We start from the raw sequence: 18,741 nt of genomic DNA, 5'->3' as shown, positions 1-18,741 counted from the left end.
CCAGGCTCATCGTTGGGGCCTTATTAATCTGTATTTCCCATATCTTGTGTGGTTGAAACTTATCGCAACTACATCTAGTATTCCCTTTAGCAAGACACACACAACATGACGCGTTTACTCGCGCCGTTCTCTCATTCTAAATGGAAATACGAATCATGAGCATTATTATTTACACTCGTAACGATTGTGTTCAGTGCCACGCCACGAAACGGGCGATGGAGAGCCGCGGCGTGGCATTTGAGATGGTCAATATTGATCAGGTGCCCGACGCGGCAGACACCCTGCGGGCGCAGGGGTTTCGTCAGCTTCCGGTTGTCGTTGCCGGCGACACCAGCTGGTCTGGCTTCCGTCCGGATATGATCAACCGCCTTGCCGCTCAGGGCGTCAGTGCATGAGCACGCTGGTCTACTTTTCCAGCAGCTCGGAAAACACGCTTCGGTTTATGGAGCGTCTCGGGCTGCCCGCGATACGCATTCCGCTGAACGAGCGGGAGCGTATTCAGGTAGACGAACCCTACATTCTGGTGGTGCCCAGCTATGGCGGTGGCGGCACCGCAGGGGCTGTGCCTCGTCAGGTGATCCGCTTTCTGAACGATCCCCATAACCGGCAGCTGATTCGCGGCGTGATCGCCGCAGGCAATCGCAACTTCGGCGAGGCCTTTGCCCGCGCCGGGGATGTCATCTCTCAAAAATGCGGCGTGCCGTATCTCTATCGTTTTGAACTGATGGGGACACAGCAGGACGTAGAGAACGTGCGTAAAGGAGTGAACGAATTTTGGCAACGACAACCGCAGAACGCGTGATTCAGGCGACGCCGGATTACCACGCATTAAACGCCATGCTAAACCTCTATGACCGGGAGGGGCGCATTCAGTTTGGCAAAGATCATGAGGCGGTGGACGCCTTTTTTGCCGCTCATGTACGCCCGAACAGCGTCGTCTTTGGCAGCCAGCAGGAACGTCTCGACTGGCTGGTAAAAGAGGGTTATTACGAAGAGCGTGTCCTGACACGCTACGACCGCGCCTTCGTGGTGGCATTGTTTGAACGGGCGCACGCCAGCGGTTTTCGCTTCCAGACGTTTCTCGGCGCGTGGAAGTATTACACCAGCTACACCCTGAAAACCTTTGACGGCAAACGCTATTTAGAAAGCTTTGAAGATCGGGTGGTGATGGTGGCGCTGACGCTGGCGCAGGGCGATGAAGCGCTGGCCGAAAGACTCACGGAGGAGATCCTCTCCGGTCGCTTCCAGCCCGCCACGCCAACGTTCCTTAACTGTGGGAAAGCCCAGCGCGGCGAACTGGTCTCCTGCTTCCTGCTGCGTATTGAAGACAATATGGAGTCGATTGGCCGTGCGGTGAATTCGGCGCTACAGCTTTCGAAACGCGGCGGCGGCGTGGCGTTTCTGCTCTCGAACCTGCGGGAAGCGGGCGCACCAATCAAGCGCATCGAAAACCAGTCTTCCGGCGTCATCCCGGTGATGAAGATGCTGGAAGATGCCTTCTCATACGCCAACCAGCTCGGCGCACGTCAGGGCGCGGGCGCGGTTTATCTGCACGCGCACCACCCGGACATTCTGCGTTTTCTGGATACCAAACGTGAAAACGCCGACGAAAAGATCCGCATCAAAACCCTGTCGCTTGGCGTGGTGATCCCGGATATCACGTTTAAGCTGGCTAAAGAGAATGCCGACATGGCGCTCTTCTCACCGTATGACGTTGAGCGGATTTACGGCAAAGCCTTTGGCGACGTGGCGATAAGCGAGCTGTACGACGAGCTGGTGGCCGACGATCGCATTCGCAAAAAAACCATCAACGCCCGCGATTTCTTCCAGACGCTGGCTGAAATTCAGTTTGAGTCCGGCTATCCGTACATCATGTACGAGGACACGGTGAACCGCGCTAACCCGATTGCCGGGCGCATCAACATGAGCAATCTGTGCTCGGAGATTTTGCAGGTCAACAGCGCGTCCAGCTACGACGAGAACCTCGACTACGCGGACGTGGGCAAGGATATCTCCTGTAACCTCGGGTCGCTAAATATTGCCCATACCATGGATTCACCCGATTTTGGCCGCACGGTAGAGACCGCCATTCGCGGGCTGACGGCGGTATCGGACATGAGCCACATCCGCAGCGTACCGTCCATTGAGGCGGGCAACGCCGCGTCGCATGCCATCGGCCTTGGGCAGATGAACCTGCACGGCTATCTGGCGCGGGAGGGCATCGCCTACGGAAGCCCGGAAGGGCTGGATTTCACCAACCTTTATTTCTACACCATCACATGGCATGCGCTGCATACCTCGATGATGCTGGCGCGCGAACGCCACCAGCGGTTCGCAGGCTTTGAGCAGTCCCGCTACGCCAGCGGAGAGTATTTCAGCCAGTACCTGGAAGGCGACTGGCAGCCGAAAACCGAAAAAGTACGCGCGCTGTTTGCCCGCGCTGGCATCACCCTGCCGACGCGTGAGATGTGGCAACAGCTGCGTGAAGAGGTGATGCGCTACGGCATTTATAACCAGAACCTTCAGGCGGTGCCGCCAACCGGCTCCATTTCCTATATCAATCACGCCACGTCGAGCATCCACCCCATCGTGTCGAAGATTGAAATCCGTAAGGAAGGCAAAACCGGGCGTGTCTACTACCCTGCCCCGTTTATGACCAACGAGAATCTGGCGCTGTACCAGGACGCCTATGAGATTGGCCCGGAAAAGATCATTGATACCTACGCCGAGGCGACTAAACATGTGGATCAGGGGCTGTCGCTGACGCTCTTCTTCCCGGACACCGCCACCACGCGGGATATCAACAAAGCGCAGATCTACGCGTGGAAGAAAGGCATCAAAACGCTGTACTACATTCGCCTGCGCCAGCTCGCGCTGGAAGGCACCGAAATTGAAGGCTGCGTGTCCTGCGCGCTGTAAGGAGAAAGGATGAAACTGTCACGCGTAAGTGCCGTTAACTGGAACAAAATTCAGGATGATAAAGACCTGGAGGTCTGGAACCGCCTGACCAGCAACTTCTGGCTGCCGGAAAAGGTCCCGCTCTCCAACGATATTCCGGCCTGGCAAACCCTGAGCCATGCCGAGCAGCAGCTGACAATCCGCGTCTTTACCGGCCTGACGCTGCTGGACACCATTCAGAATACCGTGGGTGCGCCCGCGCTGATGAGCGACGCGCTAACCCCGCACGAAGAGGCGGTAATGTCGAATATCAGCTTTATGGAGGCGGTGCATGCCCGCTCTTACAGCTCGATTTTCTCCACCCTGTGCCAGACCAGAGACGTGGACGCGGCCTACGCCTGGAGTGAAGAGAGCGCGTCATTGCAGCGCAAGGCAGATCTGGTGCTGGAATATTACCGGGCCGACGAGCCGCTGAAGAAGAAGATCGCCAGCGTGTTCCTGGAATCTTTCCTCTTCTATTCCGGCTTCTGGCTGCCTATGTACTGGTCGAGCCGGGGCAAGCTCACCAACACCGCCGATTTGATTCGCCTCATCATCCGCGATGAAGCGGTACACGGGTATTACATCGGCTATAAGTATCAGAAAGGGCTGGAGAAAGTCAGCGCGGAAAAACGCGAGGAACTCAAAGGTTTTGCCCTCGATTTACTGATGGATCTGTATGACAACGAGCTGAGCTATACCGAAGAGCTGTACGCCGGAACGGGCTGGGAAGAGGACGTAAAAGCTTTCCTCTGCTATAACGCCAACAAGGCGCTGATGAACCTGGGCTACGAAGCGTTATTCCCACCAGAAATGGCGGAGGTGAACCCGGCGATCCTCGCGGCGCTGTCGCCCAACGCCGATGAAAACCACGACTTCTTTTCCGGGTCCGGCTCGTCGTACGTGATGGGTAAAGCGGTGGAAACGCAAGACGAGGACTGGGATTTTTAATGAATGAATTAACGTTCATTAATTAACTCTGCATTTCATTATTTCCAGCCGAATATTCCACGACGTACTACACTGTAATTTCCCCGTCATATTCGCCTGAATCACACCGATTCAGGCGAAATTCTCCCATGCAACAGCAAAAAATTGAGAAAAATTCAAACCGCCCTCAGCCCTTTATTCATGGGAAATTCAGCCGTTTCGCTTGCGGCAAAATTCCGGCCTCAGGCCGGTCCAGGGTTGTCTCAGATTCTGAGTATGTTAGGGTAATGCCAGTTAACTATTTACCATGGTAATCATATCGACATAAACAAATAACAGGACACTCTCTATTGCATGGCAATTAAATTAGAAGTGAAAAATCTTTATAAAGTATTTGGCGAGCACCCGCAGCGCGCATTCAAATATATTGAGAAAGGCCTTACGAAAGAGCAAATTCTGGAAAAAACCGGGCTATCGCTTGGCGTTAAAGACGCCAGTCTGGCCATTGAAGAAGGCGAGATTTTTGTCATCATGGGATTATCCGGTTCGGGTAAATCCACTATGGTTCGCCTTCTCAATCGCCTGATTGAACCCACCCGCGGACAGGTGCTGATAGACGGCGTGGATATCGCCAGAATATCAGACGCAGATCTCCGCGAGGTGCGCAGAAAGAAAATTGCGATGGTGTTTCAGTCATTTGCACTGATGCCGCACATGACGGTACTCGATAATACCGCCTTTGGCATGGAGTTAGCCGGCACGCCCGCTCAGGAACGTCAGGAAAAAGCCCTTGATGCACTGCGTCAGGTCGGGCTGGAAAATTATGCTCATGCGTATCCGGATGAACTCTCCGGCGGTATGCGTCAGCGTGTGGGATTAGCGCGTGCATTAGCGATTAATCCGGACATTTTATTAATGGACGAAGCCTTCTCGGCGCTCGATCCCTTAATTCGCACCGAGATGCAGGATGAGCTGGTAAAATTACAGGCCAAACATCAGCGCACCATTGTTTTTATTTCTCACGATCTGGATGAAGCCATGCGTATTGGCGACCGTATCGCCATTATGCAAAATGGTGAAGTGGTGCAGGTCGGCACACCGGATGAAATTCTCAATAATCCGGCGAATGATTATGTGCGCACCTTCTTCCGCGGCGTGGATATTAGCCACGTATTCAGTGCGAAAGATATTGCCCGTCGAACACCAAACGGCATTATTCGTAAAACGCCAGGTTTTGGCCCGCGCTCCGCGCTGAAGCTGTTGCAGGACGAAGACCGTGAATACGGTTATCTGGTTGAACGCGGCAATAAATTTGTCGGCGTGGTCTCCATCGACTCTCTGAAAACCGCCCTGAGCGAAAACCTGGGAATCGATGCAGCGTTGATTGACGCTCCGCTTGCCGTGGACGCCGAAACGCCGCTCAGCGAGTTGCTCTCTCACGTGGGTCAGGCGCCGTGCGCCGTGCCGGTCGTCGGTGAAGAACAACAGTACGTTGGCATCATCTCAAAACGGATGCTGCTACAGGCTTTAGATCGCGAGGGGACAAACAATGGCTGATCAATCAAACCCATGGGGCACCACTGAAGCAGCGGACAGCGCGGCGCAATCTGCCGATGCGTGGGGGTCGACGCCTGCGCCTGCCGATGGCGGCGGCGCGGCAGACTGGCTCAACAGCGCACCAGCGCCTGCCCCAGAGCATTTCAATATTATGGATCCGTTCCACAAGACGCTGATCCCGCTGGATAGCTGGGTAACGGAGGGGATCGACTGGGTCGTTACCCACTTCCGTCCGGTGTTCCAGGGGATCCGCATCCCGGTGGATTACATCCTGAACGGCTTCCAGCAGCTGATGCTGGGCATGCCCGCGCCGGTGGCGATTATCCTGTTCTCGCTGATCGCATGGCAGTTCGGCAGCGCGGGTATGGGGATCGCCACGCTCATCTCCCTGATTGCCATCGGCGCGATTGGCGCGTGGTCTCAGGCGATGATCACCCTGGCGCTGGTGCTGACCGCCCTGCTGTTCTGCGTGGTGATCGGCCTGCCGATGGGGATCTGGCTGGCGCGCAGCCCCAGGGCCGCGAAGATTATCCGCCCGCTGCTGGATGCGATGCAGACCACGCCAGCGTTCGTTTATCTGGTGCCTATCGTGATGCTGTTCGGCATCGGTAACGTACCGGGGGTGGTCGTGACCATTATCTTCGCCCTGCCACCGATTATTCGCCTGACCATTCTGGGCATTAACCAGGTGCCTGCGGATCTGATAGAGGCATCGCGCTCGTTCGGCGCCAGCCCGCGTCAGATGCTGTTTAAGGTTCAGCTTCCGCTGGCGATGCCGACCATTATGGCAGGTGTTAACCAGACGCTGATGCTGGCGCTGTCGATGGTGGTGATCGCCTCGATGATTGCCGTTGGCGGGTTAGGTCAGATGGTACTGCGCGGCATTGGCCGTCTCGATATGGGGCTGGCGACCGTCGGCGGCGTCGGGATTGTGATCCTCGCCATCATTCTTGACCGCCTGACCCAGGCTGTCGGTCGTGATTCACGTAGTCGCGGCAACCGTCGCTGGTACACCACCGGCCCTGTCGGGTTACTCACCCGCCCATTTACAAAATAAGGAACAACGATGCGACATAACGTACTTTTTGCCACAGCGTTTGCGACCCTTGTCTCCACCAGCGCAGTTGCCGCTGACCTGCCGGGCAAAGGCATTACCGTGCAGCCGGTGCAGAGCACCATTTCGGAAGAGTCCTTCCAGACCCAGATTGTCAGCCGTGCGCTGGAGAAACTGGGCTATACGGTGAATACCGCCAGCGAAGTGGATTACAACGTGGGCTATACCTCCATTGCCTCCGGTGATGCCACCTTTACCGCCGTGAACTGGCAGCCGCTGCACGACGACATGTATGCCGCCGCAGGCGGTGACAAGAAATTCTACCGCGAAGGCACCTTTGTGACCGGCGCTGCGCAGGGATATCTGATCGACAAGAAAACCGCCGATAAATATCACATCACCAATATTGAACAGCTGAAAGATCCGAAGATCGCAAAACTGTTTGATACCAACGGTGACGGTAAAGCCGACATGATGGGCTGTTCGCCGGGCTGGGGCTGTGAAGCGGTGATTAACCACCAGAACAAAGCCTTCGATCTGGCGAAGACCGTCGACGTGAGCCACGGCAATTACTCTGCGATGATGGCCGACACCATCGCCCGCTTTAAAGAAGGCAAGCCGGTGATCTACTACACCTGGACGCCGTACTGGGTGAGCGACGTGCTGAAGCCGGGCAAAGACGTGGTGTGGTTGCAGGTGCCCTTCTCCTCCCTGCCAGGCGAGCAGAAAGATATCGACACCAAACTGCCAAACGGCATGAACTATGGCTTCCCGGTGAACACCATGCATATTGTGGCGAACAAAGCCTGGGCCGAGAAAAACCCGGCGGCGGCGAAGCTGTTCTCGGTGATGAAACTGCCGCTGGCAGACATTAACGCCCAGAACGCGATGATGCACGCGGGTAAATCATCCGAAGCTGATATCAAAGGCCACGTGGATGGCTGGATCAAAGCCCACCAGCAGCAGTTCGATGGCTGGGTGAAAGAGGCGCTTGAGGCGCAGAAGTAAAACATTTTCCCTCACCCTAACCCTCTCCCAGGGGAAGAGGGAACGATGACCACCCTCTCCCCCTGGGAGAGGGTCGGGGTGAGGGGATCAAACCGCACCCAACCTTAACCGCACAATCCACCACGTAACAATTCCCCAACATTCACCATCATTGGTTATTATGTTTCCGGAAAAATAATCACTTAACTCACGATTCCTGAAACTAATGACAAAAACAACTCAAGGGCTTAGCCCCGCACTCATCCTTTTAATGTCCGTGGTAACGGGTCTGGCCGTCGCCAGCAACTATTACGCACAACCACTGCTCGACACCATCGCACGCGCCTTCGATCTTTCAGCCAGCTCCGCCGGGTTTATTGTCACCGCCGCACAGCTCGGCTATGCGGCCGGGCTGCTGTTCCTGGTGCCATTAGGCGATATGTTTGAGCGCCGGATGCTTATCGTCTCCATGACGCTGCTGGCGGCGGGCGGGATGTTGATCACCGCCAGCAGCCAGTCGTTAACGATGATGATTATCGGCACCGCGCTGACGGGGCTGTTCTCGGTGGTGGCGCAAATTCTGGTTCCCCTCGCCGCGACGCTGGCTTCCCCGGAAAAACGCGGCAAAGTGGTCGGCACTATCATGAGCGGCCTGCTGCTGGGCATCCTGCTGGCGCGAACCGTTGCCGGGCTGCTGGCGAGCCTCGGCGGCTGGCGCACCGTTTACTGGGTGGCGAGCGTGCTGATGGTTATCATGGCGCTGGCCCTGTGGCGCGGCCTGCCAAGGGTGAAGCAGGAAAATCACCTGAACTATCCGCAGCTCCTCGCCTCCGTTTTCAGCCTCTTTACCCGGGATAAACTCCTGCGCACGCGCGCCATTCTGGGGTGTCTCACCTTCGCTAACTTCAGCATCTTATGGACGTCGATGGCGTTTCTGCTCGCCGCGCCGCCGTTTAACTACTCAGAAGGCGTGATTGGCCTGTTCGGGCTGGCAGGCGCGGCTGGCGCACTGGGCGCGCGCCCGGCGGGTGGGCTGGCCGACAAAGGCAAATCTCATATGACCACCTCCGCAGGGCTGGTTTTACTCCTGCTCTCCTGGGCGGCCATCTGGTACGGACACGTATCTGTGCTGGCGCTGATTGTCGGTATTCTGGTGCTCGACCTCACCGTGCAGGGTGTACATATCACCAACCAGACCGTGATTTACCGCGTTAAGCCGGATGCCCGCAACCGTCTGACGGCCGGGTACATGACCAGCTACTTTATCGGCGGCGCGGCGGGTTCGCTCATCTCAGCCTCCGCCTGGCAGCATGCGGGCTGGACGGGCGTGTGCGCCATCGGCGCCATCGTCGCGGCGATAAATCTGCTGGTATGGTGGCGCGGCTATCACCGTCAGGAAGCAATTCACTAAGTTTTACATTGCTTTGGGCCCCCTGGGGTGTAAAGGGGGCCTGCATCTGTTAAGGTAACGGTAATCATTTATCCCAGAAATTTTACTGTGGGTGACATATTTACTACCGGCATGAATAGTTCAGACCCCTGTCCTCACATCCCCTCTTTCGCGGGTACACACCCCACGCTCTCTGTGCTCACCGGGTCACGGATTTACCCGGCGCTTTCTGATGGTGACATACGTTTGGCGGATATAACCGCACAAATAATTCATTTACATTATTTGTCACTGTCGTTACTATATCGGCTGTAATTAATGAGGTTATGCCCAAAATGGATAGTTCGTTTACGCCCATTGAACAAATGCTTAAGTTCCGCGCCAGTCGTCATGAGGACTTCCCGTATCAGGAAATCCTGCTGACCCGCCTGTGCATGCACATGCAGGGTAAGCTGCTGGAAAATCGTAACAAGATGCTGAAAGCGCAGGGGATTAACGAGACGTTGTTTATGGCGTTGATTACGCTGGAGTCTCAGGAAAATCACAGCATTCAGCCGTCGGAACTGAGCTGTGCGCTGGGGTCATCCCGTACCAATGCGACCCGTATCGCGGATGAACTGGAAAAGCGCGGCTGGATTGAACGCCGTGAAAGCGATAACGATCGCCGCTGCCTGCATCTGCAACTGACCGAGAAAGGTCACGAATTCTTGCGCGAAGTGCTGCCACCGCAGCACAACTGCCTGCACCAGCTCTGGTCTGCCCTCAGCACCGCCGAGCGCGACCAGCTTGAGCACATTACTCGCAAGCTGCTCACCCGTCTGGACCAGATGGATGAAGACGGCGTCATCCTTGAGGCGCTGCGCTAACGCGACGATCCGCTCAACATTCCAGATTGCTAAAAAGAAAAACTGACAGGCCAGCACGTGAAACTGCTGGCCTTTCTGACAACAGGTCGGCTCAGCCGATGTGAAAATAAAAAGATCGTGGAGAACAACAATGAGCGCAAATGCGGAGAACACCCTCCCGCAGCAACCGGCCAACAAAAAGGGCAAACGTAAGAGCGCCCTTATTCTGCTGACCTTGCTCTTTATTATTATTGCCGTGGCATATGGGATCTATTGGTTTTTAGTCTTGCGTCATGTTGAAGAGACAGACGATGCATACGTGGCAGGGAATCAGGTTCAAATCATGGCCCAGGTGTCAGGCAGCGTGACGAAAGTCTGGGCTGATAACACCGACTTTGTGAAAAAAGGCGATGTGCTGGTCACGCTCGACCCGACCGACGCCCAACAGGCGTTTGAAAAAGCACAGACGGCGCTGGCCTCCAGCGTTCGCCAGACCCGCCAGCTGATGATCAACAGCAAGCAGCTTCAGGCCAATATCGACGTGCAGAAAACGGCCCTGGCTCAGGCGCAGAGCGACCTCAATCGTCGTGTTCCTCTCGGCACCGCCAACCTGATTGGCCGTGAAGAGTTGCAGCACGCCCGCGACGCGGTGGCCAGCGCACAGGCGCAACTGGACGTGGCGATCCAACAGTACAACGCTAATCAGGCGATGGTGCTGGGTACCTCTCTGGAAAACCAGCCAGCGGTGAAACAGGCGGCGACCGAAGTGCGTAACGCATGGCTTGCCCTGCAACGTACCAAAATCGTCAGCCCGATGACCGGCTACGTTTCCCGTCGTTCCGTACAGCCAGGGGCGCAGATTAGCACCACCACGCCGCTGATGGCGGTCGTTCCGGCAAACAATCTGTGGGTCGATGCGAACTTCAAAGAGACCCAGCTGGCGCATATGCGTATCGGCCAGACCGCGACCGTGGTCAGCGATATTTACGGCGATGACGTCAAGTACACCGGAAAAGTGGTCGGTCTGGACATGGGGACCGGCAGCGCGTTCAGCCTGCTGCCTGCACAGAACGCCACCGGCAACTGGATCAAAGTGGTACAGCGCTTGCCTGTGCGTATCGAGCTGGATCCTAAGCAGCTGGCAGACCATCCGCTGCGAATTGGCCTTTCCACGCTGGTGACGGTCGATACCGCCAACCGCGACGGTCAGATCCTCGCAAGCCAGGTGCGCAGTACGCCAGCTTATGAAAGTAACGCCCGTGAAATTAGCCTCGATCCGGTCAATAAGCTGATCGATGACATCGTGAAGGCAAACGCCGGTTAAGCCGAAGGTGAGCGTTATGCAACAGCAAAAGCCGCAAAAACCGCTGGAGGGGGCGCAGCTGGTCATTATGACCATTGCGCTGTCGCTGGCGACATTCATGCAGGTGCTGGACTCCACCATCGCAAACGTGGCGATCCCTACGATCGCCGGGAACCTTGGCTCATCGCTGAGCCAGGGGACCTGGGTCATTACCTCGTTCGGGGTGGCGAACGCCATCTCCATTCCCATCACCGGCTGGCTGGCGAAGCGCGTCGGTGAAGTGAAGCTGTTCCTCTGGTCGACGATCCTGTTCGTGCTGGCCTCCTGGGCCTGCGGCATGTCCAGCAGCCTGACGATGCTGATTTTCTTCCGCGTCATCCAGGGGATTGTCGCCGGGCCGTTGATTCCGCTGTCGCAGAGTTTGCTGCTGAACAACTATCCGCCCGCCAAGCGCTCCATCGCGCTCGCGCTGTGGTCGATGACGGTGATCGTCGCCCCAATTTGCGGGCCAATCCTCGGCGGCTATATCAGCGATAACTATCACTGGGGCTGGATCTTCTTCATCAACGTGCCCATCGGTGCGCTGGTGGTGCTGATGACGCTACAGTCTCTGCGTGGTCGCGAAACGCGGACCGAACAGCGGCGGATCGACGGCATCGGGCTGGCACTGCTGGTTGTCGGCATCGGCAGCCTGCAAATCATGCTCGACCGCGGCAAAGAGCTGGACTGGTTTGCCTCTACGGAAATCATTGTGCTGACGGTGGTCGCCGTGGTGGCCATCAGCTTCCTGATTGTCTGGGAGCTGACGGACGATAATCCGATAGTCGACCTCTCGCTGTTTAAATCGCGAAACTTCACCATCGGCTGCCTCTGTATCAGTCTCGCCTATATGCTCTACTTCGGCGCGATTGTTCTGCTGCCGCAGCTGTTGCAGGAGGTGTACGGCTATACCGCAACCTGGGCGGGGCTGGCCTCCGCGCCGGTGGGGTTAATTCCGGTTCTGCTGTCGCCGATTATTGGCCGTTTCGCCCATAAGCTCGACATGCGCAGGCTGGTGACGTTCAGCTTCATCATGTACGCCGTGTGCTTCTACTGGCGCGCGTATACGTTTGAACCGGGAATGGACTTTGGCGCCTCCGCGTGGCCGCAGTTTATTCAGGGCTTCGCCGTAGCGTGCTTCTTTATGCCGCTGACCACCATTACGCTTTCCGGCTTACCGCCTGAGCGGATGGCGGCGGCATCGAGCCTGTCGAACTTCACCCGTACGCTGGCGGGCTCCATCGGGACTTCGATCACCACCACGCTGTGGACCAACCGGGAATCGATGCACCATGCTCAACTCACCGAAGCGGTGAACCCGTTCAACCCTAACGCTCAGCAGATGTATAGCCAGCTTGAGGGGATGGGGATGACGGAGCAGCAGGCGTCCGGCTGGCTTGCCCAGCAGATCACCAACCAGGGGCTGATTATCTCGGCAAACGAGATTTTCTGGATATCGGCGGGGATCTTCATCGTCCTGCTGGGGCTGGTGTGGTTTGCCAAACCACCGTTTGGGGCCGGTAGCGGGGGCGGTGGGGCGCACTAGCCCTGTGCACGGGTTGCCGGGTGGCGGCTACGCCTTACCCGGCCTACGATCGTAGGCCCGGTAAGCGCAGCGCCACCGGGCAACAATCGCCCCCCTTGTCCAAAACGCGACAGCGATTGTCAGTTCCGATAAAGCAGCGCGCCTGAAATCGATTCACGATAGTGAAAAGACAACAGGAGCGCACCATGCTGAACACACCCGCCGACAAATACCAGCCTTACCCCACCCTTTCGTTGCCCGACCGCCGCTGGCCGGAGCAGATTATCACCCGCGCCCCGCGCTGGCTCTCGACCGACTTACGCGACGGTAACCAGGCGCTGGCCGAGCCGATGGACAGCGCGCGCAAGCTGCAATTCTGGGATCTGCTGCTGAGCTGCGGGTTTAAAGAAATCGAAGTCGCCTTCCCGTCCGCCTCGCAGACGGACTTCAATTTTGTGCGTCAGCTTATTGAGGAGAACCGCATCCCGGATGACGTCACCATTCAGGTGTTAACGCAGGCGCGGGACGATCTTATCCGTCGCACTTTCGACTCCCTGCGCGGTGCGAAACAGGCCACCGTCCATCTGTATAACGCCACCGCCCCGCTGTTCCGCCGTCTGGTATTCGGCATGGAGAAAGCGCAAATCGTCGAGCTGGCGACGCGCGCGACGCGCCTGATTCGTCAGCTGTGTGAAGAGAACCCTGACACCCGCTGGCAGTACGAGTACTCCCCGGAAACCTTCTGCTTTACCGAACCGGAGTTTGCGCTGGAGATTTGTGAAGCCGTAGCGGAGATCTGGCAGCCGTGCGCGGCGCGTCCGATGATCGTCAACCTGCCCGCTACCGTCGAAGTGAGCACGCCGAACGTCTATGCCGACCAGATCGAGTATTTCTGCCGCCACTTCAGCCGCCGCAGTGACGTCTGTATCAGCGTGCACCCGCATAACGATCGCGGTACCGGCGTCGCCAGCGCAGAGCTGGCCGTCATGGCCGGGGCTGACCGCGTGGAGGGCTGCCTGTTTGGTAACGGTGAGCGCACGGGCAACGTCTGCCTGGTGACGCTGGCGATGAACCTCTACAGCCAGGGCATTAGCCCGAATCTGGATTTCAGTGATATGAATCGGGTGGTTGAAACGGTAGAAACCTGCAACCAGCTGCCCGTCCATCCGCGCCATCCGTGGGCGGGTCGTCTGGCTTACACCGCCTTCTCCGGCTCGCACCAGGATGCCATCAAGAAAGGTTTCGATGCCCGTAAGCCTGGCGAACGCTGGGAGATGCCCTATCTGCCCGTCGACCCGCAGGATATTGGCTGTACCTATGAAGCGGTGATCCGCGTGAACAGCCAGTCAGGAAAAAGCGGAAGCGCCTGGCTTATTGAGCAAAACCACGGCCTGAAATTGCCTCGCGCCCTGCAACAGGATTTTAGCCAGCACGTGCAGCAGGAAACGGATAACCATGGAAAAGAGATGACGCAGAATGCGCTCTGGCAGCTGTTCCGCGCCCGCTACGGCCTGGTGGCGAGCCCGCCATTAGCGCTGCAATCGTACCGCAGCGACAGCCAGCAGGACGGCCAGCTGCGGCTGACGGCAAGCGTCGCCACGCAAGGGGGCACCCGCCAGCTGGAAGGCCAGGGAAACGGTTTGCTCTCCGCCGCCGCTCACGGCTTAAGCCGCTGGATCAACGCACCGTTTGTGATCAAGGATTATCACGAACATACGTTAGGCGAACGCAGCGACAGCCGCTCGGTGGCCTATATCCGCTGCCTGTTCCAGGATGGGACCAGCCGCTGGGGCGTGGGCATCGACAGCGACGTGGCACGCGCGTCGATTCAGGCGCTTTTTAACGCGGTCAGTCGTTCCTGAAGTAATCGCTGGGTGAGAGACCCATTACCCGGCGAAACATTGCCGTAAAGGCGCTGTGGCTGCCATACCCCAGATCCAGCGCCACGCGTAATACCGGCTGGCCCTGCGCCAGCCGCACTAAGGCTTCCAGCAGTCGCGCCCTTCTCACCCACTCGCCGTAGCTCAGGCCTGTCTGCTGCTGAAAATGACGGTTCAGCGTGCGTTCGCTCATCCCCACAATACCTGCGGCCTGGGCGCTGCTCCAGCTTTCTCCCGGGGCCATTCGGATCTGCTGGCAGAGGTGGCGCAGCGCTTCGCTTTCCGGCTCGGGCAGGTGAAACGGCAGTACCGGCATGAGGCGAATTTCATCGAGGATCAGCTCATAAACACGTTCATCGCGGCTTCCGGGTGCGTAAGATTCAGGAAGCGTAAGGGAGGTCAGGATCAGCTCGCGCAGCAGGGGCGAGATCTGCACGATCTGGCAGGTCGCCGGAAGATCGGCGCGCGCCAGCGGGTCGATAAACAGCGTGCGGGCAGCAACGTTGCCGGTGATGCGCAAGGCGTGCTGCGTACCCGCAGGTAGCCAGACGCCGCGACCGGGCGGCACCACCCAGCAGCCGGATGCGGTATCGACCCGCACGACGCCGGTGAGGCTGTGCAGGAGCTGCGCGCAGTCGTGCTGATGCCACGGCTCGCTGTCGCCATGAGCATAATCATGCGAAAACGGCACAAGCGGGCGATGGGTAAAGGAGAAGGTGGTGGTTGTCGTCATCAGGATTGTAGGCCCGGTCAGCGAAGCGCCACCGGGCATCCACAGGCACGATACTAAATGTGCAGTTCCTGAAGTTTTTCTTTTGGCAGGGCCAGCTCGTCATTGCTGTTTACACGAACATCACGTTCGATGATATGACGGGCAATCTCCTGAGCTTCTTCCAGAGAGTGCATCTGGTAAGTGCCGCACTGGTAAACGTTCAGCTCAGGGATCTGGTTCTGCTCTTTCACCTTCAGCACGTCTTCCATCGCCGCTTTCCACGCATCCGCGACGCGTTTCTCATCAGGCTGACCAATCAGGCTCATGTAGAAACCGGTGCGGCAGCCCATCGGAGAGATATCGATGATCTCCACGCCGTTGCCGTTCAGGTGGTCGCGCATGAATCCGGCGAACAGGTGTTCCAGCGTGTGAATGCCTTTCTCTGGCATCACTTCTTTATTGGGCACGCAGAAGCGCAGGTCGAAAACGGTGATCGTGTCGCCGTGCGGCGTGTTCATGGTCTTCGCCACGCGGACTGCTGGTGCTTCCATACGGGTATGGTCGACAGTAAAGCTATCTAATAACGGCATACGTCACCTCCGATAGTGATTTTTTTAAAATAAACTGAACTCTTCTACAGAATGCGCGTCTGAGTATATGAAAGACGCGCATTTGTTATCATCATCCCTGAATTCAGAGATGTATATTTTGGCCACAGCGATGTGGCCTTTTTCTTTTTGGTTCAGGCCTGCTTCGCCAGAAACGCCTCAAACGACTCCGTATCCGCCGCTTCGACCTCTTTCTGACGCACAACGGACGCATCACGCTCTGTCACAAAATCCGCTTCGCTCAGGATCTCTAACGGCTCCTGCATCAGCATCTCACGGTACTCCGCTGAGAGTGAACGCCCTGTGCCACCAATTCCCTGCTCAATCATAGAACGCAGAATACGTGCTGAGAATGTCAGTTCCGGGTTATCAAAGCTTTCAACCAGTTCGTCGCAGACCTTCTGGTAAGCTTCGCCGCCGTACACGCTGTCCAGCGTCTGGGCTACGCGCTTCAGGTCATGGAACAGATCCTTCCCTACCTTAGACAGTGGGAACTGAGCCGTTTCACAGCCAATACCTAACGTCAGACCCGGCTTGCGCCCTTCCAGAATCACGCGATTCCAGTTGGCACGGGTACACAGCAGTTCGTCGGAACTCATTTCCGGCGCATCAGCCAGTACGCACCAGACCATAAACAGGTCAAGGAAGCGAACCTGCTGCTCGTCAACGCCAATCGGTGAGAACGGGTTGATATCCAGCGAGCGCACTTCAATGTATTCGATCCCGCCGCGCTGTAGCGCATCCGACGGCGTTTCACCGCTGCGCGTCACGCGCTTCGGACGAATCGGCGCATACAGTTCATTTTCAATCTGCAACACGTTGGTGTTAATTTGCAGGCGCTTGCCGTCTTTTTCGAGGCCGATTTTTTCGTACTCTTCAGACGGGGTTTTAATCGCCCGCTTCAAGCCTGCCACATATTCGTGCAGATCGTTAAACGTAATTCCGAGATTGCTTTGCGATTTATTGGTATAGCCAAGGTCGCTCAGGCGCAGGGAGGTCGCGTACGGCAGGTAATACATACCACATTCGGTCTTCTCGAACGGAAGCGTGGTCGGTTTCCCTTGCAGGAATGATGAACAGATGGCCGGGGACGCGCCGAACAGATACGGAATAACCCAGCCAAAACGGTAGTAGTTGCGGATCAGGCGGAAGTAGCCCGCGGAGATCGCTTCTTTATCCGTTTCACCGCACTTCGCCTGCCAGAACGCCATCGGCAGCGAAAAGTTGTAGTGCACGCCAGAGATCGTCTGCATCAGTGCGCCGTAGCGATTTTTCAGTCCTTCGCGATACAGCGTTTTCAGCCGACCAATATTCGAGGTGCCGTACTGCGCCAGCTCGATATCCTGCCCCTGCTCGATATAGCACGGCATGCTGAGCGGCCACATACGCTCGTCGCCGAGGTTGCGGGCGGTGAAGCGATGCACGTCGCGCATGATCGTCAGCATATGATCAATATCACCGTCTACTGGCGTGATGAACTCCAGCAGCGCTTCGGCGAAATCGGTTGTGATCCATTTATGTGTCAGCGCCGAGCCTAACGCCTTCGGGTGTCCCGTAGTCGCTAAGCTACCATCCGCATTTACGCGCAGCGTTTCGCGCTCAAGCCCACGCTGAATACCCTTCAGTGCCTGAGGGTGATTTTCCAGCCAGGCCAGCGCCTGTGATACGTCCGGGATCAATTTGACCTCCCGCCTGTCAAAAAATTGTCACTCAGCATAATTGTAATGGTTGACGATTGAAGGTCGCGAATTCATTCCACCAATTAGTGCCACCACGTCATACCCTGTAGTGTTACCCATGCCAGTAAAACATAGCGTAACGCCTTGCCAAGGCACAAAAAAAAGAGCACCGGTCCCCAGGAAATGCGCATCCATCCCGCCAGCAGACACAGTAAATCGCCTATTACAGGCATCCAGCTTAATAACAGCGTGGCAGCGCCATAGCGTTTTAGCCAGCCCACTGCCTTTTCCTGCCAGCGAGATTTTTCGCGTAGCGGAAAGAAACGTCCAAGAATAACGTTAGTCAGCCCTCCAAGGCTATTACCCATTGTTGCTATTAAGACCAGCAACCAGGGCTGACTTACGCCGGACAACAGCATCGCCACCAGCACCACTTCCGAATTCCCCGGTAAGAGGGTGGAGCTTAAAAAACTGCTGGCGAATAATGAAGCGAGTGACAGCGCGTCACTCACAGTAAGCGAACGTCCACCGCCGCCATTCCGGCATCACGCGCGGCCTGAATGCCAAAATCAGCATCTTCAAACACCACGCATTTTGCAGGTGGAACACCCATTAATTCTGCACAGAGCAGGAAGGTATCCGGTGCGGGTTTGTGATGTTTAACATGATCGGCGGCAACGACGGCAGAAAAATAGTGGCGCAGGCCAAGGTGGTTGAGTAGCGCTTCAGCAATCGCGCTCTCGCTGCCCGTACCGACAGACATAGGACGACGCCCGTGCCACTCCTTGACGACGTCAATGAGTGGTAAAGGCTGCACGGTGTCTAACAGTATGGCTTTTACCGCGTCGGTTTTTTCACGCGCGAGCTGATGCGGGTCGAGATCGGCCTGATTCAGCTCAATCACGGCCTGTGCGATACGCCAGGTGGGCGATCCATTGAGGGCAATCATCGCCTGTAAATCGAAACGCATACCGTAACGGCCCAGGACTTCGGTCCAGGCCTGACGATGCGTGGGTTCGGTATCCAGGAGGGTGCCGTCCATGTCGAAGATCAAACCGTCATACTGTGCGTACATCGTGCTCTCGCTAAACGATTAACAAAGCATTACTTTATCGTAAAAGGGGATTTTTGTCGCTGATTGCGAAGTGATAACAATGAGAGTGATTAAGAACTAAACATCGAAGGGGATCACAAGAAGAGATGGTGCATCCGGGAGGATTCGAACCTCCGACCGCTCGGTTCGTAGCCGAGTACTCTATCCAGCTGAGCTACGGATGCATCGGGATTTACTGCTG

At 56.7% G+C, this 18,741-nt stretch carries 17 protein-coding genes and 1 tRNA gene; 12 read left to right on the top strand and 6 right to left on the bottom strand.

Annotated features, from left to right (window positions below; all coding sequences use genetic code 11):
- Positions 1–155: 155 nt before the first annotated feature.
- From nrdH to leuA, 12 genes are all read left to right on the top strand, one after another.
- Positions 156–395 (top strand): glutaredoxin-like protein NrdH, encoded by a 240-nt coding sequence (nrdH, locus tag SK62_RS04565; protein ID WP_017382770.1) that lies wholly within the window; start codon positions 156–158, stop codon positions 393–395.
- A complete protein-coding gene (nrdI, locus tag SK62_RS04560) occupies positions 392–802 on the top strand; it encodes a class Ib ribonucleoside-diphosphate reductase assembly flavoprotein NrdI (protein ID WP_015571656.1) in 411 nt (136 codons plus the stop codon). The genes nrdH and nrdI overlap by 4 nt, the downstream gene beginning before the upstream one ends.
- Positions 775–2,919, top strand: a complete 2,145-nt coding sequence (gene nrdE / locus SK62_RS04555) for a class 1b ribonucleoside-diphosphate reductase subunit alpha (RefSeq protein WP_032669334.1) — start codon at positions 775–777, stop codon at positions 2,917–2,919. The genes nrdI and nrdE overlap by 28 nt, the downstream gene beginning before the upstream one ends.
- Before the next feature lie 9 nt (positions 2,920–2,928).
- On the top strand, positions 2,929–3,888 hold the full coding sequence (gene nrdF / locus SK62_RS04550) for a class 1b ribonucleoside-diphosphate reductase subunit beta (protein WP_017382773.1): 960 nt from the start codon (positions 2,929–2,931) through the stop codon (positions 3,886–3,888).
- Positions 3,889–4,221: 333 nt separating this feature from the next.
- Entirely contained in the window at positions 4,222–5,424 is a 1,203-nt protein-coding gene (proV, locus tag SK62_RS04545; RefSeq protein WP_047718539.1) for a glycine betaine/L-proline ABC transporter ATP-binding protein ProV, read from the top strand.
- Positions 5,417–6,481: a glycine betaine/L-proline ABC transporter permease ProW gene (gene proW / locus SK62_RS22785; protein ID WP_015571659.1), complete on the top strand. Its 1,065-nt coding sequence runs from the start codon at positions 5,417–5,419 to the stop codon at positions 6,479–6,481. The genes proV and proW overlap by 8 nt, the downstream gene beginning before the upstream one ends.
- Positions 6,482–6,490: 9 nt before the next feature.
- Positions 6,491–7,486: a glycine betaine/L-proline ABC transporter substrate-binding protein ProX gene (gene proX, locus SK62_RS22780; protein WP_017382774.1), complete on the top strand. Its 996-nt coding sequence runs from the start codon at positions 6,491–6,493 to the stop codon at positions 7,484–7,486.
- A 205-nt stretch (positions 7,487–7,691) separates the two neighbouring features.
- Entirely contained in the window at positions 7,692–8,876 is a 1,185-nt protein-coding gene (locus tag SK62_RS04530) for an MFS transporter (protein WP_047718541.1), read from the top strand.
- A gap of 314 nt (positions 8,877–9,190) precedes the next feature.
- Positions 9,191–9,721 (top strand): multidrug efflux transporter EmrAB transcriptional repressor EmrR, encoded by a 531-nt coding sequence (gene emrR / locus SK62_RS04525; RefSeq protein WP_017694792.1) that lies wholly within the window; start codon positions 9,191–9,193, stop codon positions 9,719–9,721.
- A 130-nt stretch (positions 9,722–9,851) separates the two neighbouring features.
- On the top strand, positions 9,852–11,024 hold the full coding sequence (gene emrA, locus SK62_RS04520) for a multidrug efflux MFS transporter periplasmic adaptor subunit EmrA (RefSeq protein WP_017382776.1): 1,173 nt from the start codon (positions 9,852–9,854) through the stop codon (positions 11,022–11,024).
- A 16-nt stretch (positions 11,025–11,040) separates the two neighbouring features.
- Positions 11,041–12,588, top strand: a complete 1,548-nt coding sequence (emrB, locus tag SK62_RS04515) for a multidrug efflux MFS transporter permease subunit EmrB (protein WP_006811709.1) — start codon at positions 11,041–11,043, stop codon at positions 12,586–12,588.
- Positions 12,589–12,773: 185 nt separating this feature from the next.
- On the top strand, positions 12,774–14,429 hold the full coding sequence (gene leuA / locus SK62_RS04510) for a 2-isopropylmalate synthase (RefSeq protein WP_032649278.1): 1,656 nt from the start codon (positions 12,774–12,776) through the stop codon (positions 14,427–14,429).
- Here leuA and SK62_RS04505 read toward each other — a convergent pair.
- From SK62_RS04505 to SK62_RS04480, 6 genes are all read right to left on the bottom strand, one after another.
- Positions 14,416–15,180: an AraC family transcriptional regulator gene (locus SK62_RS04505; protein ID WP_003862181.1), complete on the bottom strand. Its 765-nt coding sequence runs from the start codon at positions 15,178–15,180 to the stop codon at positions 14,416–14,418. The two genes, leuA and SK62_RS04505, sit on opposite strands and share 14 nt — an antisense overlap.
- A 53-nt stretch (positions 15,181–15,233) precedes the next feature.
- Positions 15,234–15,749: an S-ribosylhomocysteine lyase gene (gene luxS / locus SK62_RS04500; RefSeq protein ID WP_017382778.1), complete on the bottom strand. Its 516-nt coding sequence runs from the start codon at positions 15,747–15,749 to the stop codon at positions 15,234–15,236.
- A gap of 152 nt (positions 15,750–15,901) precedes the next feature.
- A complete protein-coding gene (gene gshA, locus SK62_RS04495; RefSeq protein ID WP_045331244.1) occupies positions 15,902–17,446 on the bottom strand; it encodes a glutamate--cysteine ligase in 1,545 nt (514 codons plus the stop codon).
- Between the two features lie 83 nt (positions 17,447–17,529).
- Positions 17,530–17,958: a YqaA family protein gene (locus SK62_RS04490; RefSeq protein ID WP_017692791.1), complete on the bottom strand. Its 429-nt coding sequence runs from the start codon at positions 17,956–17,958 to the stop codon at positions 17,530–17,532.
- On the bottom strand, positions 17,955–18,521 hold the full coding sequence (gene yqaB, locus SK62_RS04485) for a fructose-1-phosphate/6-phosphogluconate phosphatase (protein ID WP_015571665.1): 567 nt from the start codon (positions 18,519–18,521) through the stop codon (positions 17,955–17,957). Before yqaB ends, SK62_RS04490 begins: the two co-directional genes overlap by 4 nt.
- 126 nt (positions 18,522–18,647) lie before the next feature.
- Positions 18,648–18,724, bottom strand: a tRNA-Arg gene (locus tag SK62_RS04480).
- Positions 18,725–18,741 lie beyond the last annotated feature (17 nt).

The organism is Enterobacter sp. BIDMC109 (genome assembly GCF_001037885.1).
Classification (GTDB): Bacteria; Pseudomonadota; Gammaproteobacteria; order Enterobacterales; family Enterobacteriaceae; genus Enterobacter; species Enterobacter hormaechei_C.
This window is presented reverse-complemented; position numbering and strand designations above follow the sequence as displayed.